19 protein-coding genes are annotated in these 20,758 nt (G+C 66.9%); 10 read left to right on the plus strand and 9 right to left on the minus strand.

Going from position 1 to position 20,758, the window contains the following annotated elements:
* On the minus strand, positions 1 to 771 hold the full coding sequence (locus E8P82_RS04985; protein ID WP_136453512.1) for a CPBP family glutamic-type intramembrane protease: 771 nt from the start codon (positions 769 to 771) through the stop codon (positions 1 to 3).
* Between the two features lie 233 nt (positions 772 to 1,004).
* Here E8P82_RS04985 and E8P82_RS04990 point away from each other — a divergent pair, with 233 nt between their 5' ends.
* Entirely contained in the window at positions 1,005 to 1,370 is a 366-nt protein-coding gene (locus E8P82_RS04990; protein WP_136453392.1) for an SdpI family protein, read from the plus strand.
* Between the two features lie 3 nt (positions 1,371 to 1,373).
* On the opposite strand, the gene E8P82_RS04995 is transcribed toward E8P82_RS04990, so the two are convergent.
* Positions 1,374 to 2,420, minus strand: coding sequence for an NAD(P)-dependent alcohol dehydrogenase (locus E8P82_RS04995; protein ID WP_136453393.1), 1,047 nt, complete (start codon positions 2,418 to 2,420; stop codon positions 1,374 to 1,376).
* A 154-nt stretch (positions 2,421 to 2,574) separates the two neighbouring features.
* A complete protein-coding gene (locus E8P82_RS05000; protein ID WP_136453394.1) occupies positions 2,575 to 3,252 on the minus strand; it encodes an Rv1352/Rv1906c domain-containing protein in 678 nt (225 codons plus the stop codon).
* Between the two features lie 228 nt (positions 3,253 to 3,480).
* On the opposite strand from E8P82_RS05000, the gene E8P82_RS05005 reads away from it, so the two are divergent.
* The 6 genes from E8P82_RS05005 (at position 3,481) to E8P82_RS05030 (ending at position 13,824) form a co-directional block, all read left to right on the plus strand.
* A complete protein-coding gene (locus tag E8P82_RS05005) occupies positions 3,481 to 5,571 on the plus strand; it encodes a hypothetical protein (RefSeq protein ID WP_246020963.1) in 2,091 nt (696 codons plus the stop codon).
* A gap of 51 nt (positions 5,572 to 5,622) precedes the next feature.
* The gene (locus tag E8P82_RS05010) at positions 5,623 to 7,215 is read left to right on the plus strand and encodes a class I SAM-dependent DNA methyltransferase (RefSeq protein WP_136453514.1); all 1,593 of its coding nucleotides are present in this window, start codon (positions 5,623 to 5,625) and stop codon (positions 7,213 to 7,215) included.
* Between the two features lie 25 nt (positions 7,216 to 7,240).
* A complete protein-coding gene (locus E8P82_RS05015) occupies positions 7,241 to 8,323 on the plus strand; it encodes a restriction endonuclease subunit S (protein WP_168796490.1) in 1,083 nt (360 codons plus the stop codon).
* 119 nt (positions 8,324 to 8,442) lie between these two features.
* A complete protein-coding gene (locus E8P82_RS05020) occupies positions 8,443 to 11,640 on the plus strand; it encodes a type I restriction endonuclease subunit R (RefSeq protein ID WP_246020965.1) in 3,198 nt (1,065 codons plus the stop codon).
* Between the two features lie 36 nt (positions 11,641 to 11,676).
* Positions 11,677 to 12,207, plus strand: coding sequence for a hypothetical protein (locus tag E8P82_RS05025; RefSeq protein ID WP_136453397.1), 531 nt, complete (start codon positions 11,677 to 11,679; stop codon positions 12,205 to 12,207).
* Between the two features lie 150 nt (positions 12,208 to 12,357).
* On the plus strand, positions 12,358 to 13,824 hold the full coding sequence (locus E8P82_RS05030) for an HNH endonuclease (RefSeq protein WP_136453398.1): 1,467 nt from the start codon (positions 12,358 to 12,360) through the stop codon (positions 13,822 to 13,824).
* Between the two features lie 121 nt (positions 13,825 to 13,945).
* Here the strand turns inward: E8P82_RS05030 and E8P82_RS05035 are convergent, their stop codons facing one another.
* The 5 genes from E8P82_RS05035 to E8P82_RS05055 form a co-directional block, all read right to left on the minus strand.
* Positions 13,946 to 14,980, minus strand: a complete 1,035-nt coding sequence (locus tag E8P82_RS05035) for an NAD(P)-dependent alcohol dehydrogenase (RefSeq protein ID WP_136453399.1) — start codon at positions 14,978 to 14,980, stop codon at positions 13,946 to 13,948.
* Positions 14,981 to 15,020: 40 nt separating this feature from the next.
* Positions 15,021 to 15,464, minus strand: coding sequence for a hypothetical protein (locus tag E8P82_RS05040; RefSeq protein WP_136453400.1), 444 nt, complete (start codon positions 15,462 to 15,464; stop codon positions 15,021 to 15,023).
* Positions 15,461 to 15,757 carry a hypothetical protein gene (locus E8P82_RS05045; protein WP_136453401.1) on the minus strand — a complete coding sequence of 99 codons (297 nt, stop codon included), beginning with the start codon at positions 15,755 to 15,757 and terminating at the stop codon, positions 15,461 to 15,463. The genes E8P82_RS05040 and E8P82_RS05045 overlap by 4 nt, the downstream gene beginning before the upstream one ends.
* 117 nt (positions 15,758 to 15,874) lie before the next feature.
* Complete coding sequence (locus E8P82_RS05050) at positions 15,875 to 16,747, minus strand: universal stress protein (RefSeq protein WP_136453402.1); 873 nt, start codon at positions 16,745 to 16,747, stop codon at positions 15,875 to 15,877.
* On the minus strand, positions 16,744 to 17,235 hold the full coding sequence (locus E8P82_RS05055) for a universal stress protein (protein ID WP_136453403.1): 492 nt from the start codon (positions 17,233 to 17,235) through the stop codon (positions 16,744 to 16,746). The genes E8P82_RS05050 and E8P82_RS05055 overlap by 4 nt, the downstream gene beginning before the upstream one ends.
* A gap of 180 nt (positions 17,236 to 17,415) precedes the next feature.
* Between E8P82_RS05055 and E8P82_RS05060 the strand changes: the two genes are divergently transcribed.
* Positions 17,416 to 18,096, plus strand: coding sequence for a response regulator (locus E8P82_RS05060; protein ID WP_136453404.1), 681 nt, complete (start codon positions 17,416 to 17,418; stop codon positions 18,094 to 18,096).
* Here the strand turns inward: E8P82_RS05060 and E8P82_RS05065 are convergent.
* Positions 18,093 to 19,754 (minus strand): GAF domain-containing sensor histidine kinase, encoded by a 1,662-nt coding sequence (locus E8P82_RS05065; protein WP_136453405.1) that lies wholly within the window; start codon positions 19,752 to 19,754, stop codon positions 18,093 to 18,095. The genes E8P82_RS05060 and E8P82_RS05065 overlap by 4 nt on opposite strands.
* Positions 19,755 to 19,829: 75 nt before the next feature.
* On the opposite strand from E8P82_RS05065, the gene E8P82_RS05070 reads away from it, so the two are divergent.
* Positions 19,830 to 20,297, plus strand: a complete 468-nt coding sequence (locus E8P82_RS05070) for a pyridoxamine 5'-phosphate oxidase family protein (protein ID WP_136453406.1) — start codon at positions 19,830 to 19,832, stop codon at positions 20,295 to 20,297.
* On the plus strand, positions 20,294 to 20,743 hold the full coding sequence (locus E8P82_RS05075; protein ID WP_136453407.1) for a pyridoxamine 5'-phosphate oxidase family protein: 450 nt from the start codon (positions 20,294 to 20,296) through the stop codon (positions 20,741 to 20,743). The genes E8P82_RS05070 and E8P82_RS05075 overlap by 4 nt, the downstream gene beginning before the upstream one ends.
* The last annotated feature ends 15 nt before the right edge of the window (positions 20,744 to 20,758 follow it).

Genomic DNA, 20,758 nt, shown 5'->3' on the forward strand with positions numbered 1-20,758 from the left:
TCAGTAGATGAAGATGTCGATCCAGGCCCGGTTGTGGGCGTGGATCAGGACGAGGAACAGGACGAAGTCGAAGAGCAGGTGCACGCAAATGATGTAGGACAGCGAGCGGGTCCGCGTGAAGATGAAGGCCTGCAGGAGGGCGAAGGGGAAGATGAACAGCGGCGCCCACGCATGGAAGCCGAGCTCCCAGAGGAAGGACGTGAAGAGGACGGCCTGCAGCACGTTCGCCTGGGCCATGGGCAGATGGCGGCGCAGGAGGGCGAAGACGGTGCAGATGAAGAACAGCTCGTCCCAGATACCGAGGCCGTTGGTGCCGACGAACAGGCGGGCTATGCCGCCCGGATCCGACGCCGCCGGCCAGTTCGTGTAGACGCCGGTTCCGATCATGTAGACCGGGAGCAGGGCGTAGCCGATCACGACGACGGCGGGCAGGTACCACTTCTCGGTCCGGGTCCAGCGCTGACCGGTCCGGATCGGGAATCTGATGGCGTGGTCCCGGTAGACGAAGCGGGAAACCAGATACGGAACGCCGACGGCGAGGATCATCGCCGCTCCCATGACGCCCATGTGATCGAGCCCGATGTCGGTGCTGATCGGCACCAGGCTCATCACCGTCACGCCGACGACGATCAGGAGCAGATCGCGGAAGAGACCCATCGAGATGACGGCGGCGATGCCCAGGGCGGCGACGAGCAGCCCGTAGCCGATGACGGACTGGTGGAGCACCAGGAGCAGAAAACCTGCGATCGACACCAGGGCGGCGGGCAGCAGCTCGGGAGTGAGCGAGTACCAGGCACCGGGCTTCCACTCCCGCGCGGCGTCGCTCCTCCCCCGGACACTGCTGCCGGGGATTCGACGGGATTGCTGCTGCACCCTGATCACGCCTCTCCGGTGGTCCGTGTCTGCACTGGTCCTGCCACGCTACCCGGTGTCGCCCATCGGTCGGTCGGCGTGTCCTACGGCCGCGAGAAGCCAAGGTGCCTGCGCTTTGCTACGGTGCCCTCATGAACGAGGACCTTGTCGCACGAGCTGTTCTGGCGGCGGTCATGGTGGGGGCGGGCCTTCTGATGCTCTGGATGGCGAATGCTGCTGCCAGTGGGCGGCTGGGGAGGAACCCCGTCGCGGGGATCCGGCTGGCCTCGACCATGGCGAGCGATGAGGCCTGGCTCGTCGCCCATCGGGCGGCGAAGCGGCCGACGGTCATTGCCGGCTGGTGCGCCATCGTCAGCGCGATTCCTGCCCTTCTTCCGGTGCCGCTGTCGGTTGCCGTCACCTCGGTACTCGTGGGCACAGCTGCCCTCCTCGGCTTCGTGCTGTACGGAGCGAAGGTAGGTAGCCGGGCCGCGCAGGATCTGTCGCCCGAGGGCTGAGGATCAGTTCAGTGTCGCCGTGTCGATCACGAAGCGGTAGCGGACGTCGGAGGCCATTACCCGCTCGTAGGCCTCGTTGATCTTGTCCGCCGGAATGACCTCCACCTCGGCGCCGAGGTGGTGCTCGGCGCAGAAATCGAGCATCTGCTGGGTCTCGCGGATGCCGCCGATCATGGAGCCCGCGAAGGAGCGCCGCCCGCCGATGAGGGCGAAGGCGTTGACCGGCAGCGGCTCGGCCGGTGCGCCCACGCTGACCAGTGCTCCGTCCAGGCTCAGCAGACCCAGGTAATCACTGATGGGCAGCGATGCGCTGACGGTGTTGATGATCAGATCGAAGGTCCCGGCGAGATCGTTGAAGGTGTTCTCGTCGCTGGTCGCGTAGTAGTGCTTCGCGCCCAGGCGCAGCCCGTCCTCCTGCTTCTTCAGCGACTGCGAGAGCACCGTGACCTCGGCGCCCATCGCGGCGGCCTGCTTCACGGCCATGTGGCCGAGCCCGCCGAGTCCGACGACGGCCACCTTCGTGCCGGGGCCTGCACCCCAGTGCTTCAGGGGCGAATACGTGGTGATCCCGGCACACAGGAGGGGTGCCGCGACGTCGAGCTCGATGCCTTCGGGGATGCCGAGGACGAAGTCCTGGGTCACGACCACCTGGGTGGAGTAGCCGCCCTGGGTGATGCTGCCATCGCGGTCCTCGGCGCCGTAGGTTCCGGTGTTGCCCCTGAGGCAGTACTGCTCCTCGCCGGCCAGGCAGTTCTTGCACTCGCCGCAGGAGTTGACCATGCAGCCCACTCCGACGCGGTCGCCGACCGCGTACTTGCTGACGTTTGACCCCACCTCCGCGACGATGCCGGCGATCTCGTGGCCGGGTGCCAGCGGGTAGGACTGGGGTCCCCATTCGCCGCGGACGGTGTGGATGTCCGAGTGGCAGATGCCGGCGAACTTGATGTCGATCCGCACGTCGTCGGGGCCGACGTCACGGCGTTCGATGGTAGTGGGGATGAGGTCCGCTCCGGCTGAGGGTGCGGAGTAGGCGTTGACGGTGGTGGGCATGGGTTACTCCTGCGGATGGGGATAAGGGTTCCCCCTGCGCAGCGTGCGTCGACGGCCTCGTATTCCTCGATCCGGGGATCGATCGGCGTCGGGATGAAGGAGTCCTTCGCCTGCCCTTACGGGTCGGGCTCCGCCGCTCGTTGCTGACGCGGTGTCATGACTGCTTGTCCCAGCTGCCGCAGCGGGTGGAGTTGAAGTCCTGACCGTCCGAGAGGGTCACGGTGGGCCGGCCGCCGCCGGGGATGTCGTTCTCGATGATGTCATCGCCGTTGCTTCCGCTGCGGTAGATCCCCCAGTAGCAGCTGGAGCCCACCTCGGCGGCGGAACGGTACGTGCCGGGTTCGATGTCGGTCCCGACGGTCCAGATGCCGTCGCTGATCGTGCTGGCTGCTTTGGCGTCCTCGGCCGCGGTGATCGCTTCCTCGCGTTTCTTCACCGCCGCCTCGGCCGCCTCGACCTCTGCGGCCGCTTCCTCGGCGTCGGCCTCGCGAGCGGCCACTTCGGCCTCACGGTCCTCGATGTCGCCGCTGAGGGCGTCGTAGTCGGCACGTACGGCGTCGTACTGTCCCTCGACGGCGTTGTACTCGGCCTGGAGTTCGTCCCGTTCTGCCCGCAGCTCGTCCCTGTCGTCTTCGAGCTCCAGGTAGGCGTCGCTCGTGGTCGGATCCGGCAGGGTCGTCCCAAGACCGACAGCTCCTCCGAGGAGGGCGAGTGCGGCGAGCGCACCGAGAATGCGCGCCTTCGATCGAGTCCTCCGGACCGGGCCGGCCTCCTGATCGTCCTGGTCTCCGGTGGTCCACTGCTCGTCGAACTCCGGCTCTGTCGTGCTCATCCTGTACTCCTCATGTCTCGACGATCGGGCAGCGGCGGGACCCGGTCCCCCAGGGCCGGGGCCGCCGCTGCTGTGACGCCGGAACCGTCCGGCTGTCACCTGATGAAACCTATCGGCCGAATGAGTCGCACCGTCACACTCTTGCGATAACCCCCGTTATCACTGTTCTGCCGTAGTACACGGGTGAGGCTGGTTAACCTGAAGCCATGCATCACGAGGGGGACTTCCATGGACGGCACACCGGCGCACTCCGACAGGGTGCCCCTGCGCATGACGCTCACCGATATTGCGGCACTGGCGCACGTGCAACGACCGGTGGTCTCCCTGTGGCGGACACGAAGCGCAGGGTCCGCCCATCCGTTCCCGGACCCGGTTGTCGTGGACGACGGCCGGCCGCACTTCGACGCCGACGAGGTCGCGGCGTGGCTTGCGGTGACGGGCCGCGGCAACAACACGGAGGCGGGCGCTGACCTCGCCGCGTTCGCGCAGCCCCAGACGCAGGGGACGGAACAGCAGACGAGCCGACCACGCTTCGACGGCCTGACGGCCCTGCTCACCCTGAAGGCCCTGACCGGCGGCATGCTGGGGCACCTCGACACCGACGAACTTCTGGATACCGCCGACGACCACGACCCGGACGATCTGTTCCTGTTCTCCGAGATCGCCTCGGTGGGCGGCGACCTCGTCTCCCTGGCACACTTCGCGGACCGACTCGCGGACAGCGCCTACACCGCAGCCGAGGCCTTCGAAGGGCTGCTCGCCAACCGGTTCCGCACAGGTCCACCCGAGCTCGCAGCAACGGCGCTCACTGATGCCGCTGAGCGGCTCCTGGCGATGACCGCCGTGGAACTGGCCGCCGGGCTCGACGGCGAGCCAGGCTTCGTCGACGCGGCCGGTGGCGGCGGCGACGTGCTCATGGCCGTCGTCGATGCGCTGAGCGAGAGGGACCAGGTCAGGGTCGTCCCGTCGGACGACGACGGCCCGGCGGCCCGGCTCCTCCGCCGTCGGCTGCGCGTCCACGGCGTGGACGCCGGCCCCGCTGCCGGGGCAGACCGGATCGAGGGCAGTCCATCGCTGGTGTACCTCGCCCAGTACCCGTCGCCGGACCGGCTCACCATGAGTACTGCCGAGATCCTCACCGCGATCGAACGGATCAGCGATCGGCTGGACGACCACCAGCGCGCGGTGGTCCTCGCTCCGGCGCGCGTGCTCAGCGACACCGTCGCCGACCGCGATGCGGCCGAGCTCCGGTCCGGCATTCTGCGCACGGACCGGGTGCGCGCGATCGTCCGGTTGCCGGCCGGGCTCCTGCGGTCCCGGCCCCGGGAGGTGCAGGCCCTCTGGGTCCTCGGCCCGTCCTTCGCCGATGTGCCCATCGCAGATCGCTGGACCATGGTGGCGGATCTCGGTCAGCGAGCGCTCACTCAGGACGTGTCGCGTGACCTCGTCAGTGACCTCGTGGCGTCCATGGGCGATCTCGCGACCGTCCGCGCGCATGCGTTCCGGTTCGCCCGGCTGGTGCGCACACGATCCCTGCTCGCGGCGCCCGGGTCCCTTGTGGCCGACACCGGGCACCACGGAGATGCACAACGCAGTCCAGCCGAGGACGCCCTCCGGGTGGAGCACCTGAACCGGATCCTCGGGACAGCGGGCTTCGCCGTAGGCGCAGTGCCCGCCGGGCCGGACCGGTCCGCCGGGGGTCAGCGCGCCCCGGAGCGTGTCCCGGTGGCACGCCTGCTCGCCGCGCGCACCCTGCGCTACCTGCCGGGGAACCGCTGGGACGCTCCAAGCGAGGAGACCGCCACGGGTGCAGCTCTCCTCGGCCCGGCCGAGATCCTCGACCCGACGGCGCAGCCACGCCGGATCCCGGTGCTCGACTTCGTCCAGCAAGTTCCCGGGGGCCGGTTGACCGAGCCGGGCGACGTCGTGTTCTGCACCAGCCCGCGACCGGCCGCGATGGTGGACACCGCCGGCGGATCCGTCGTCGTCTTTCCCGCCCGCGCATTCCGGATCGACGCCGGTGATCCCGGCGGCCTGCTCGCCGAGGTGGTGGCCGCGGACATCAACGCCCTCGGCGCATCCGAGAAGGAGTGGCGCCGGTGGCTGCTACGCACGACGCCGGAGCAGCAGCGGGCTCCGTTGCAGGCGGCGCTGCGCGGCCTGCGCCACGAACAGGATGCCCTGCGGGAACGCCTCGGACTCGTGGAGGAACTCGCTAGGCTGATCCTGGACGGCGTCGCCGGCGGAAGCCTCACCCTCACCGGGATCGAAGTGCCCGACGCGCCGACCCATCCCGTACCGACCGAAGGAACCGCGTAAGTGCCCCCGAGAACGAAGGCAGCCACCAAGGCTCCTGCCACCCCGTCCACCATGAAGGAACTCAAGGACACGCTGTGGAAGGCTGCGGACAAGCTGCGCGGATCCATGGACGCCTCGCAGTACAAGGATGTGATCCTGGGGCTCGTGTTCCTCAAGTACGTCTCCGATGCGTTCGAGGAACGGCAGACGCAGATCGTCGCCGAACTTGAGGCCGAAGGTCTCGACGAGGACCAGATCGACCAGCTCGTCGACGACGTGGACGAGTACACCGGGCGCGGCGTCTTCTGGGTTCCGGACGAGGCCCGCTTGGACTATCTCGCGGCGAACGGCAAGGGCATGCCGGCGATGGACGGTGCAGCGCCGAGGAGCATCGGCGAACTGATCGACGACGCCATGGACGCCGTGATGAGGGCCAATCCGACGCTCGCGGCCACGCTGCCGCGCATCTTCAACCGGGACAACGTGGATCAGCGCCGCCTCGGTGAGCTGATGGATCTGCTCAACTCGGCCCGGTTCACGGGCCAGGGCGTCAGTAAGGCGCGCGACCTGCTGGGCGAGGTGTACGAGTACTTCCTGGAGAAGTTCGCTCGGGCCGAGGGCAAGCGGGGCGGTGAGTTCTACACTCCCGCCGGTGTGGTGCGGGTGCTCGTGGAGGTGCTGGAGCCGGATCACGGGCGGGTCTACGATCCCTGCTGCGGTTCCGGCGGCATGTTCGTGCAGACCGAGAAGTTCCTGGAGTCCCACCACAAGGAGGGCTCGGACATCTCGGTGTACGGGCAGGAGCTCAACGAGCGCACCTGGCGGATGGCGAAGATGAATCTGGCCATCCACGGGCTGAACGCCAATCTCGCCTCCCGCTGGGGAGACACGTTCGCGCGTGACCAGCACCCGGAGCTCACCGGCGCCAACGGCGCGGACTTCGTCATGGCCAACCCGCCGTTCAACATCAAGGACTGGGCGCGGTCCGAGTCCGATCCCCGCTGGAAGTACGGCATCCCGCCGGCCGGAAATGCCAACTACGCGTGGATCCAGCACATCATCTCCAAGCTCGCACCGGGTGGCAGCGCGGGTGTGGTGATGGCCAACGGGTCCATGTCCTCCAACTCCGGTGGTGAGGGCGAGATCCGTGCGGAGCTCGTGGAGGCCGATCTGGTCTCCTGCATGGTGGCGCTGCCCACCCAGCTCTTCCGCTCCACCGGCATCCCGGTGTGCACCTGGTTCTTCGCCAGGGACAAGGCGGCGGGACCACGAGGATCGGTGGACCGGACGGGGCAGGTCTTGTTCATCGATGCCCGGAACCTGGGCTCCATGGTGGACCGTGCCGAGCGTGCGCTGTCCGACGACGACATCGCGAGGATCGCCGGCACCTTCCACGCCTGGCGCGGAACAGCGTCGGCGCTCGAGGCCGGGCTGACGTACGACGACGAGCCCGGCTTCTGCTATTCGGCCACCCTCGCGGAGATCAAGGCTGCGGACTATGCGCTGACCCCGGGTAGGTACGTTGGCGCAGCAGAGGTCGAGGACGACGGCGAACCGATCGAGGAGAAGATAGCCCGGTTGTCGAAGGAGCTATTCGAGCAGTTTGACGAGTCGGAGCGGCTGGCACAGGTTGTGCGCGAGCAGTTGGGGCGGGTCGATGTCTGACTGGCGCGACACAACGCTCGGGGAGGTGCTCAATTTCCAGCGAGGCTTCGACATCACACGAAAAACACAAGCTTCTGGCGGTGTACCAGTTGTATCTTCTGGAGGAATTGCAAGCTTTCACGACACGGCAGCGGCAGCTGGGCCAGGCGTAGTAATCGGTCGCAAGGGAACTTTGGGGAAAGTATTCTACTTACCGGGACACTACTGGCCGCACGACACTACTCTGTGGATCCAAGACTTCAAAGGTAATTTACCGCGGTTTGTCTACTACTTTATGAAACAATTTGATACAAGTTGGCTCGACGCGGGCTCAGCTAATCCGACATTGAACCGCAATCATCTACACCCACTAAGAGTGTCCTGGCCTACAATTCATGTACAACAGGCGATTGCGGAGGTTCTGGGGGCGTTCGACGACAAGATTGCCGCCAACACCAAGCTGGCCACTACTGCCGACGACCTTGCCGGTGTGATCTACGACCATGCAGTTGCTGGCTTCAGTACTCGTGCAATGAGCGAGGTACTGAATCCGATATTGGGAGGCACGCCCTCTCGCACCCAAGCGGACTTCTGGGTTGGAGATCAATACTGGGCATCGGCAAAAGACATCACAAGTGCAAACTTTGGCGTTATCACCGGAACAATCGAGCAGATTTCACTTTCTGCAACAACAAAAACCAAAGCTAAACCACTTCCGGCCGGTAGTGTCATCCTCACCGCACGTGGCACCGTCGGTGCAGTCGCTCGACTTGCAGTACCAGCCTCATTCAACCAGTCCTGCTACGGCTTCATCCCCGACACAATTCCATCGGGCATGCTGTACCTCGCGATCAAGCGGGCGACTCAACGAGCCAAGGCGATTGCTCACGGATCAGTCTTTGACACCATCACCATGAAGACATTCGACCACCTGTCGATCCCTGATCTTCGGTCGGAGATGGCAGCCTCAATAGAGGAGAAGATAAGTCCACTGCTGGATTGCGTGTCAGAAGCTGTGGTGGAGAATCAACGTTTAGCCGCCACCCGCGACGCCCTGCTCCCCCAGCTCATGTCCGGCAAGCTCCGCGTGAAGGACGCCGAGAAGGCGCTGGAGGACGCCGGGGTATGACGCCACACGGGGGGAACAGTTCGAACGCCGCGGCTCACGGCAACCACGGCAGGGGAAGCAGCACCAGCAGCAACCGCACCGCCACCACCAGCCGGCCCGGTCAACCAGGGGGTACAACCGTGAGCACAGCATCCGCCGGGATTCCGGCCATCGGATTCTCGGAGGCCGACTGGGAGGGGATCGCCAAGGAGTCGCTCGGTGAACTGGGCTGGGCCCCGACCACGGGCCAGGAGATAGCACCCGGCACCGGCGAACGGGACTCCTGGGACGAGCTGCTGATCCGCCCGCGCCTGCTCGCCGCACTGCAGAAGTTCAACCCGCTGGTCCCCGTGCAGTACCTGCAGCAGGCACTCGCGGAGATCACCGCACCGAAATCGACCGACGCCCTGGCGGAGAACCACCGGATCCACGGCTACCTCGTGGACGGCTACCGGCTCAGCTACATCGACACCGACGGGCTGGAGGTCAACCCCACCCTCCGGCTGATCAGTTCCGAGCCCGACCAGAACAGCTGGCTCGCCGTCAACCAGGTCACCCTCGTCCAGGGCGACCACAAGCGCCGCTTCGACCTCGTGCTCTACTGCAACGGCATGCCCGTGAGCATCATCGAACTCAAGAAGGCCGGCAGCTACCACGCTGACGTCGCCGCAGCCCACGCACAACTCCAGACCTACCTGCGCGAGTTCCCCCTCGCGTTCCGGTTCTGCGTCTTCACGCTCGCCTCGGACGGCATCGACGCCCGCTACGGCACGCCGTTCACGCCGCTGAACCACTTCTCGCCCTGGAACGTCGACGACGACGGCGTGCCCGTACCGCCCGACTTCATGCGCGACGGCGACGCCGTCACCCAGCTCGAGACCAGCCTCGACGGGCTCTACAACCAGACCCGCTTCCTGCAACTGCTCACCAGTTTCACCGCGTTCGACGGCGGCTCCGACGGGCTCACGAAGCGCATCGCCAAACCCCACCAGTACTTCGCGGTCACCAAGGCCGTGGGCAGCACCATCGTGGCCGTGGAGAGCAACGGCAAGGCCGGCGTCGTCTGGCACACGCAGGGCTCCGGCAAGTCGATGGAGATGGAGCTCTACACCAATCTGGTGGTCCGGCATCCGCGCCTGAAGAACCCCACCGTCGTCGTCATCACCGACCGCAACGAACTCGACGGGCAGCTGTACGAGGGCTTCGCACGCAGCATGCTGCTCGCGGAGGCACCGAAGCAGGTCCGGCGTCGCGCCGAACTCCGCGACGAGCTCTCCAACCGCACCACCGGTGGCATCTACTTCACCACCCTGCAGAAGTTCGGCCGGAGCAAGGCCGAGAAGGATGCCGGTGCCGAGCACCCGCTGCTCTCGGACCGGCGGAACATCATCGTGGTGGTGGACGAGGCGCACCGCAGCCACTACGACGATCTCGACGGCTATGCCCGTCATCTGCGCGACGCCCTCCCGCACGCCACACTGATTGCCTTCACGGGCACACCCATCTCCTTCGACGACCGCAACACCCGCGACGTGTTCGGCGACTACATCGACATCTACGACCTCTCGCGCGCGGTCGAGGACGGCGCCACGGTGCCGGTCTACTTCGAGCCCCGGCTCATCCGGGTGGAGCTCGCCGCCGGGGTCACGGAGGAGGACCTGGACCGGTCCGCCGACGAGCTCACCCAGGGTCTCGACGTCACCGAGCGCGCTCGCATCGAGGCGAGCGTCGCCGTCGTCAATGCCGTGTACGGGGCGCCGGAGCGCATTGCCACCCTCGCCGCGGATCTGGTGACGCACTGGGAGAACCGCCGCGACCGGATGGCGAAGTTCATCGAGGCCCCCGGCAAGGCCATGATCGTCGGCGGCACGCGCGAGATCTGCGCGAATCTGTACGCCGCGATCGTGGCTCTCCGTCCTGACTGGCACTCGGAGGACCTGTCCCGCGGGAGGATCAAGGTGGTGTACTCGGGTACGGCGTCGGATCCGCAACCCATCGCCGACCACGTGCGCCGCGACTCCGCGAACGCGCTGGTCAAGGAACGCCTCAAGGACGTGGACGACGAGCTCGAGCTGGTGATCGTCAAGGACATGATGCTCACCGGTTTCGACTCCCCTCCCCTGCACACGCTCTACCTGGACCGCCCGCTGCGCGGCGCCCTGCTCATGCAGACCCTGGCCCGCGTCAACCGGACCTTCCGCGGCAAGGAGGACGGCCTGCTGGTGGCGTACGCGCCGCTGGCCGAGAATCTCCCGAAGGCGCTGGCCGAGTACACGGCGGAGGATCAGCGGAACAAGCCGGTCGGCAGGAGCATCGACGACGCGATCGAGGTGACCACCGACCTCGTCGGCAGGATCGCCGCGCTGCTCACCGGCTACGACTGGCGCGCCGTCCTGCTGCGCGGTGGGCCGAAGGCCTATCTGACGGCGGTGACGGGTGCGGTGAACCATCTCCGGGAGCCGTCGTCGTCCGGACCGGGCGACGACGGCGAGACGGTCGCGGCCGCCTACCGGCGCCTGTCCGGCCAGCTGTCCCGTGCGTGGGCGCTGTGTTCGGGAGCGGAGAGCATGGCACCGCTGCTGCCGGAGGTGAAGTTCTACGAGGAGACCCGCGTGTGGATGGCCAAGTTCGACGCCGCGGACCGTCAGGCGTCGGGCGAGCCCGTCCCCGAGGACATCCAGCGGCTCCTCGGGAACCTGATCGCGACGTCGACCTCCACCGGGGAGATCCTCGACATCTACGCCGCCGCTGGCATGCCCAAGCCGTCGCTGGATGAGCTGACCCCGGAGTTCATCTCGAGGACCCAGCAGGCGCGGAACCCCCAGCTGGCCATCGAGGCGCTCCGGAAGCTCATCGCGGACGAGTCGGCCGCCACCACCCGGAACAACATCACCCGGCAGCGCAATTTCTCGGAGCGAATCACCGATCTGATGAAGAAGTACACCAACGCACAGCTCACCTCCGCCGAGGTCATCGCCGAACTGGTCGAACTCGCCCGGGAGGTGGCGAAGGAGGGCAACCGCGGCGCACACTTCACCCCGCCGCTGAACTCCGACGAACTCGCCTTCTACGACGCCGTCTCCGCGAACGATTCGGCCGTCGAGATCCAGGGCGAAGGCATCCTGGCCGACATCGCGCGTGACCTGGTCTCGGTGATGCGCAGGGACGTGCGCACGGACTGGACGGTGCGCGACGACGTCCGGGCGAAACTGCGGTCCTCCATCAAGCGGCTGCTGGTCAAGTACGGCTACCCGCCCGACAAGCAGCCCGCGGCAATCAAGCTGGTCATGGAGCAGATGGAATCAATGGCGCCGCGCTTCGCGGAAGCCCGACGATAGCTCTCGTCATCGACCGTCTCACTGAATGGGGAAACCATGTCCACGTACAATTCATCAGCTGCTCCCGGGCCGAAGGGCCTGCCTCCGGTGCCGCCCGTGGAACCGCCCGTCCCGCCGCACGAGCCACCATCAGACCCGGCTGTCGGTGAAGCCAAGTCCCGATCCGTCCGTCGAGCTGTCGGACCGGCCCGACTGGCCAGGATCATCCTCGGGACGCTCCTTGCCGTCCTGCTCATTGTCACGTGGGTCAGTGGGACGCGCAGCGCGGACGAGGTGGGCTCTGCCGAGGACTGGGCCGTGGACCTCGCCAGCGCGTCGACGGTCAACGACCTGAACAATGCGGAGGCTCAGGGCGCTCCCCAACAGGCGGTCGTCAGTGGCTGGTACGCCAACGAGCTCGCAGTGATTCAGGCCGAGCAGAATACTCATCTGGCCCTGAGGACCACGACGAATGGCACTCTGCTGCTCCTGCTCGGGCTCGGGATCGCGGGTGAGGTGATCATCCGGGGAGCGGAGCGCGTCCGGCGTCCTCGTACTGCACCGCTACGGTCGGGGCCGCCCTCGTAGCGGCATCCCGGCACGCTGTCGCGACGTCGAGCGACGAGCACGTCCTCGACTTCCAGGCGACGACGAATTATTTTCCGAACCGCCGACAACGCCTGTGGATAACGTGTTTCGCGAACCTCAAAATGTCAGTGGCGCACGCGAGAATAAATCATGGACAGCAACCGGGAAGTACTGCAGGAGGAAGCCACCGCACGCCGTGGCCCCACCTCCGGCGACGCCCTCCCCACGAATGTCCGGGAGCTCATCTCGGACGTTGCGTCCCTCCGTCTCGCTGGCGACAGCACCCAGCTGATCGACCAGATCCGCGACCTCGAGGACCTCACCTCCGCGATCGCCGCGATGCAGGCCCGCGCGGCCGTCGCATTCGATCTCGCCCAGCGGCGCGACCAGGCCGCCGCGGGTGTGGCCCCAGCCAAGCAGGGCGAGGGAGTCAGCGCCCAGATCGCGCTGGCCCGCAGGGAGTCCCCCTCACGTGGTGGCCGGTTGCTCGGATTGGCCCGTGCGCTCGTCGTCGAGATGCCGCACACACTGGCGGCGCTGGAGACCGGACAGCTCAACGAATGGCGTGCCACCCTGCTGGTCCGGGAGACCGCATGCCTGAGCGTCTCGGACCGCTGCGCCGTCGATGAAGAACTCGCCGCGGACACCGGAACGTTCAGCGGGGCCGGCGACCGCGCCGTCGTCGGCGCAGCGCGCGCGGCGGCGTACCGCAGGGATCCGCGCTCGGCGACCGACCGGGCACGCCATGCCGCCGGAGAGCGCCACGTCAGTCTGCAGCCCGCGCCCGACACCATGGCTTACCTGACGGCTCTGCTTCCCGTCGCCGAGGCAGTCGCTGTCTACGCCGAACTGACACGGCACACCGATTCCCTCCGCTCACACGGCGATCCCCGTAGCCGCGGGCAGCTCATGGCCGACACCCTGGTGGAACGCACCACCGGCACCCCGGGAGGCGTCTCGAGTGTCGAGATCCAGCTCGTCATGACCGACCGCTCGCTCTTCCAGGGCGACAGCGAACCGGCCAGACTGAGCGGGTACGGCGTGGTGCCGGCCGAGTGGGCAAGGACAATGGTGTCGTCCGGAGAGGGTCAACGCGGAGAGGACCTCCAGGTCTTCCTCCGGCGCCTGTACACCGCTCCCGGGACCGGAGATCTGCTCGGAGCCGATTCCCGCGCCCGGCTGTTCAGCGCGAACCAGCGCCGCTTCCTCGAGGCCCGCGACCATTCCTGCAGAACGCCGTACTGCGACGCGCCGATCCGGCACCACGATCACGTGATTCCCTGGCACGACGGCGGACCGACCAGCACCTCGAACGGCGCCGGTCTGTGCGAGGCCTGCAATCACACCAAGGAACTTCCCGGCTGGAGATCCTCGACCCGTTCCGGTCCGAGGCACACCATCGATGTCCGAACTCCTACCGGCCACACGTACAGATCGCTGGCACCCCCGCTCCCCGGAAGTGGTCCGGTCAACGGCAGTGGTCCGGTCAACGGCGGTGGAGCGGCCGATGTCGCCAGTGCGTCTACCGGCCGATTGGATTCCTCCATCCGGCAGGCCGGGGTTCCGCGCCACAGCGAACGTCGGACCGCGGTGCTCGCGACGTCCGGCAGCAGCTGAACCCGGCATCGTTGCCGGCGTCCTGTTTGCTGTCGGAACCAACAGGCCAGCCAAGAGCGCCACACTATCGGAACCCGGTCACCTGCCGGCCTCGGGCGGGAGCGTCCGCCCGACACACCTCTCAGGGGACGATGACGGCGCGGCCGGGGATGGTGCCCGCAGCCAGCCTCTCGTAGGCCTTCGGTCCCTGGTCGAGACCGAAGGCCTCCACCTCGACCTTGATCTTCCCGGCGCGAGCCAGCTCGATCACTTCGATCAGTTCGGAACGCGATCCCCAGTAGGGTGCCCGGGCAGAAGCCTCCCACGGCGTCGAGAAGAAACCGACCTTCACGGCACCCGGGCCCACACCGACGAGCACGATCTCGCCTCCCACACCGATGAGCCGTGAGGCGAGACCAGTGGTCGGGTCGATACTCACGAAGTCGAACACGACGTCGACCTTCCGACCACCGGTCAGCTCCAGGATCTGCTCCTCCGCACTTTCGTCGGAGGCCACTGCGTGGTGAGCACCGACCTTGCGGGCCAGGGCGCGCTTGTCCTCGGAGGTGTCGACGGCGATGACCGTGCACGGCGCGATCGCCCGCAGGATCTGGATGGCCACGTGCCCGAGGCCGCCGGCGCCGATGACCACGGCCACCGAGCCCGGAACCAGCTTCGGCAGTGACTTCTTGATGGCGTGGTACGGGGTCAGTCCGGCATCCGTCAAGGGCACGCTCGCAACGGGATCGAGATCGCCCAGCGGCACCAGGTGCCTCGCGTCGTCGACGATCAGGTAATCGGCCATCGCTCCTGGAGCTCCCAGTCCCGGCGGCTTGATCTCCAGGTTTGCAGCCCTCTCGCAGTAGTTCTCCTCACCCTTGGAACAGGGATAGCACCGTCCGCATCCCCAGGGACCGTACACCAGGACGGACTCGCCGATCTGCAGCCCGGTCACACCCTCGCCGAGTGCCTCGACCGTTCCGGCCCCCTCATGTCCGAGGGTGAGCGGCAGCCCGTAGGTGTACTGGTCATCCGGCAGACTCATCAGGAACTCGTCGGAGTGACAGACGCCCGCGGCGGTCACTTTCACCAGGACCTGCCCGGCCGCAGGCGTCGGTGTAGGTATGTCCACGACCTCGGGTGCGGATCCGATGATTCGGTACTGGAGTGCTCTCATTGGTCTTCCTCTCGATGGCGTGTACAAGTAGTTGCTTCAGTCAGCTCGCGGGGAGGACGGTCAGCTGGTCGACCATGCTGTTCCCTGAAGGGTCGCGGTGGATGTGGTGGATGCGGTGGTCGATGGCGGCCGGCTGCAGCCATGCATCCATACCGTCCCAGCGGGTTGCCTGCGAGGTATCGACGACGATGGTCGAATCGCGGCTCAGGGTGCCGGCACGAGCGATCACCAGATCGAGGCCGTGGACGTTCAACGGAGTCAGACAGCCACGCACCACGATGCGGATGCACCGGCACTCCTCATCGATCTGGACGAGGACCTGCAGTTTCTGCCGTCCGGCCGCGGGATGCACCGCCGCGGAGCGCCGTCGTAGCCCAGCCCTTCCGCTCGCGTCTTCGAGCCGCGCCTCGTCGGGGCCTTCGACGTTCGAGTCCGACGGCACGAGGCGCAGCGACCCGCGCCTGCCCTTCGACGTAGCGTTCATCGGCGGTGACTTCCTTCCGGTCGAACTGGATCCTCCGGGCTGGTGTTCGCGCCTTCGGTGGAGGGACGATGCTCCAGGCCCTCTGCTCTCCTGGCTGTCAGGAACGCGATCTCGTCCGCCGTCAACCAGTAGTCACCGTGCTCGTCGAGCCGGAGGCACTGACCCGTCTCCGTACCCCCGGCAGGCACATGGTTGACGTACGTTCGGGGCAGCATCCTCGCTCCCGGGTTGGCCAGGAGCCACTGCCGGACATCGGCGTCGAGCGCTGACCACAGGTCACTGATGCTGGTCATGGTCGAGGGTCCCCTGATTCACCGTCGTCTCGACTGCATGAGCAGTCTTCTATAGTCCAATGCCTCACCGCTGTGGAGAACTAGGGCAGAAAGTCCTCTTGACGCGTCAGCTGATGCTCACCTGACAACGATCACGTTGCCCTTCGCATGATGGAGGACGGCGTGCACCGCCGAGCCCAGCCGGGCTCCGATGGTGTTGCGTCCCTTCGCTCCGAGCACCACGCAGGCGGCTCCGCGCGCGTGGTGAACGATCACTCCCGGCACTGACGGGTCGGAGAGCGATTCCGCGCTCACCCTGAGCTCCGTGCTGTTCGGGAGCAGACCGAGGGCCTGCTGGATGACGGGGTCGGTCTCGGGCTCGTCCAGTCGCGTGGGTACGTTGCGGCCGTACGGTCGGACGTGCAGGACACGCAGCGATGCCTGCAGGGTTCGTGCCAGGTCGACTGCTGTCCGCACCGCGCGGTCGCTCTCGGGTGATCCGTCCACACCGACCAGGATGTCGCCCTCACCCGGCTGCTCGTCGCGGATGACGGCGATCGGGCAGGATGCGCTGGCGGCGAGGTGCAGGCTGACCGATCCGACGAGCAGACCGGTGAAGCCGCCGAGTCCTCGGGTTCCCGTGACGATGAGGGAGGCTTCGGTGGAGAGTCGTGACAGCACCTCCGAGGGGAACCCGGCGACCAGCTGGATGTCGGCGTCGACGTGCGGCTCGGTCTGCCGAGCCAGGTCGAGGCCCTCAGCGGCCGTCCTCTCTGCTTCCCGTTGGAGGCCGCTGTCCTGGACGTGCGTCACCGGTCCCAGGTTCTGCGTGAAGAGCGGCCACACCCAGCAGTGGGCGACGACGAGCCGCAACCCGGCCGCTGCCGCATGGCTGGCAGCCCACTGGACAGCACGCCGCGAACCATCCGAGCCGTCGAAGCCGACGATCACAGGTTTGAGCTGGGTGGCTTCGGAGCTGAGCTGACCGGAGGACGTGCCGGGCTCACTCATGCTGACGCTTCCGTCGACGGCAGAGCCACGGATTGCCCCTCGACGATCTGCGGGGCGCCGTGGGACACCAGGACGGGGCAGGACACCCGTTCGGCGACGGCTGAACTCACCGATCCGAGCAGCAGGCCGGCGAAACCGCCGAGACCTCGCGAACCCACCACGACCATCGAGGCATGCTTGCTCTCCTCGATGAGGACGGGAGCGGGAGCGCCCTGCACTGTCCGGCTCTCGAGACCGGCCGGTCCTCCATCCGGGAACGCGTCGGTCAGCGCCTGGTCGAGGGCCCTCTGTGAGACCTCCTCGTAGTTCCATTCCATGGGAGTGTAGGGACTGAGCACGAACGGCTGCTGCCAGGCCGCCACCGCATGGATCACCTCGCCCGCGAGCGGCATCAGACTCGCGGCGAGCTGCAGAGCAGCAACCGAGGACGCGGAGCCATCGACGCCGACGACGATCGTGCGTACCTGTGATGCGGGAACGTGGGTCATGATTATCCTTACCTCGACGCAGATGTACTGATCCGACCTTCTCCTATGCGGACCGCGTTCACTAGGGCCGAATGGCCCGGTCAGCGGATCCGGGACGTTGGACCCTGTCCGGTCGAGGTGGGCTGGGACAGGATCGGGACGAAGCAACCGGATTCCAGGCACGAGCACCTGGCGGAGACGATGAGTTGGCACACCGAGAATGAGGACGAGCCGCCCGTGAAAGATCTGACCGTGTTCATCCTCGACGACCACGAGCTGGTCCGTCTCGGCTTGCGCGAGCTCCTGGAGACCGAGGGGTGCGTGATCGTCGGTGAGTCAGGTTCGGCCGATGAGGCCTCCAGACGTATCCCGGCCCTGGCACCCGACATCTCGATCCTCGACGCACGCCTGCCGGACGGGTCCGGCATCGAGGTCTGCCGGGACGTGCGGTCCGTCGATCCCTCGCTCGTCTGCGTGATCCTGACCAGCTACGACGACGATCAGGCGCTCCGCGGCGCTGTGCTCGCGGGTGCCTCCGGGTACATCCTCAAGGAGATCCTCGGCTCCGACCTCGTGGGGAAGGTGCGCAGGGCCGCTGCCGGAGAATCGCTCTTCGAACCGGGGTTGAAGGATCGCATCGTCGAGGGCATGTTCGACGCGCCGGTCGAAGACGTTCGTCTTGCCGGGCTGACGACACAGGAGAAGAAGGTCATTGCACTCATCGGTGACGGCCTCACGAACAGGGAGATCGGGACCGCACTGTTCCTCGCGGAGAAGACGGTGAAGAACTACGTGTCCTCCATTCTGGCGAAACTCGGTTTCCAGAGCCGTACCCAGGCGGCCGTCTACATCTCGCGACCGCCCTCGCCGGGTTCCCACTAGAGGCCGAGCGGCACCGTGAGGACGACGACGGTCCCCTGTCCCGGTGTACTCGAGATGTTCAGGACGCCTCCGCTCAGCTCTGCCCGATGCCTCATGTTCGCCAGACCGCCCGTGGACGGAGCCTGCTCGAACCCGCGCCCGTCATCGGTGATCGTCAGCTCGAGGCGGTCCCTCGTCGCCTGGAGCGCGACGGTGACCGACGACGCATCCGCATGACGCAGTGCGTTGGACAGGCCCTCGATGAGGATCGCCCGGACGTGAGCGGCGAGGGCCTGCTCGACGACGGCGTCCAATGGGCCGGAGAGCTGCACGACCGGTTCGAGCTCGTGGCCGTCGAAGACCTCCGCGACCAGAGCGAAGATGCTCGACGTGAACGTCGGCGTGATCTGCGGGACCGACCGCAAGGAGTAGATGGTGTCCCGCAGTTCCCTGATCGTCGAATCGAGCTCGCTCGTCACTGCGGTGATCCGGTTCAGGGGCTCACTGTCGGTGAGGAACTTGCGCAGGCCCTGGATACTGAGCCCGGCAGCGAAGAGGCGCTGGATGACCAGGTCGTGCAGGTCCCGGGCAATCCGGTCGCGGTCCCCGAAGACCGCCTGCTGTTCCCGACGGCGGTGCGCTCCGAGAAGCTCGAGTGCCAGTGACACATGCGAGGTGAAGGATTGCATCATCTCGTGGTCCACGGCAGAGAACGGCGGAGCTGCAGCCGAACGGCCGATCAGCAGGAACTGACGGTCCTCCGTGCCGGAGAGCATGGTGCACATGAGTGTGTCGATCACCCCCGGCGGGGCTCCGGGCAGCAGACGTGCCGCGTCCGCCGCGGTGAGCAGGAGTGGCTCGGAGGCAGCGGACAGGTCCTCGAGGAGGGAAGCTTCCGCCCCCGATCGCCCGACGAACGCGTCCGCATGCTCGCCCTCCGCGGCTTCACAGATCACTCCACGGTCATGACCGAAGTCACGCAGCACCACGGCGACATTGCTGTGTGATGCGTACAGGGCGTGACGCGTCAGGACGCCGAAGTCGTTGCGTGCTGCATCGTCCTGTTCCAGCAGCTCTCGAGCAGCATTCAGCCCTCCTTCCAGCCATCGGGTCCTGCGTGTCGCGTCGTCGAACAGGCGGGAATTCTCGATCGCGACACCGGCTGCGGCCGCGAGCGCCACGAGGAGCTGCTCGTCGGTCGCTGAGAAGTCCTCGCCTCCGTTCTTCTCGGTGAGGTACAGATTGCCAAAGACCTTGCCATGAATACGGATGGGTACGCCCAGGAATGACGTCATCCGGGGGTGGTGGGCCGGAAAGCCCACGGAGCGGGGGTGTTCCCGGAGATCGTGGAGACGCAGCGGCCGCGGGTCGGTGATGAGCAGACCCAGGACACCATGGCCCTCCGGAAGCGATCCGATCCGCCGCGCCGCGTCGTCGTCGAGTCCGACGACGACGAACTGGCTGAGCTTGCGGTCAGGACCCACGACCCCCAGCGCACCGAAGCGGGCGTCGACGAGTTGGCAGGCCGCCGTCGTCACGCGCTCGAGAACGGTATCGAGGTCCATGTCCTCGGCCATGGCGCCGAAGGCATCCAGCAGGCTGCCGATACCCGCAGTATTCGCCGCGTCCGAGCCCCCCAGTGGCGGGACCCCGCTCGGCTGCTCTGCTGGTGATACCACTCGATGCTCCAAAGGTGTCCTGATTAGGGTCTGAAGGCCCTGGTTGCCCCGGCAACACTGCCATAATCTCACGCTATGGACACTCAATCGACTTCCACCAGAATCCTCTCCGCCAACGAGTGCTGGGCGCTGCTGCGGACCGTACCCTTCGGCCGACTGGCCCTGTGTCCGGACGGTCGGCCCGAGATCTTCCCCATCAACGCGGTGGTGGACCACGGGAGCATCGTCTACCGGACGTCCGAAGGCACAAAGTCGGCCGCAGCGGAGAAGGCTGCGGCGGCCTTCGAGGCGGATGGACGCCTCGCACCGGGAAGCATGGACTGGGTGGAGCAGGACATGATGTGGAGCGTGGTCCTGAAGGGACGCACCTCCACCATCGCCGTCACGGCGGAACTCCTGGCCACCGTCCAGCTGCCCCTCCATCCCTGGGAGAGCGGTAGGAAGGACCGGTTCATGCGGCTCAGTCCTGATGCGATCAGCGGCCGCGCGTTCGTGCCGATCGTCGCGGGTGCCGCCGCCTCGTCGGATACGGGGCGGTCATGACGTCGACGACGAACAACGACGCCTATTGGGACACCCCCGGCGCTCTGCGAGCCTCCGACGCGCTCACACCCTCGGAGTGCTGGGCACTGGCGACCACCCAGTCCACGGGCCGGTTGGGCTTCTTCCGCGAGGGTCTGCTCGACATCTTCCCCGTCAGCTATCTGGTCCTCGACGAGCGGCTGTACTTCCGCACCTCTCCCGACGGCGTCATCGCCACCAGCGATCTCAGCAGAGTCGCCTTCCAGGTCGATCAGGTGAACCAGCAAGCCCGCACCGGATGGAGCGTCCTCGCGAACGGGCCCGCGACGCCGGTCGAGGACGAGGCACTCCTGACCAGGCTCTGGGGCAGGACCATGGATGAACCGTTGGCGCCTGGCCGGCGGGACCGCTTCTACAGCCTGGCACCCGTCCGGCTGCGCGGACGCCGGGTGGGCACCGCGCGCTGAGGCAGGGTTGCTGGC

Origin of the sequence: Arthrobacter echini (assembly GCF_004803505.1) — a bacterium.
GTDB lineage: Bacteria > Actinomycetota > Actinomycetes > Actinomycetales > Micrococcaceae > Arthrobacter_D > Arthrobacter_D echini.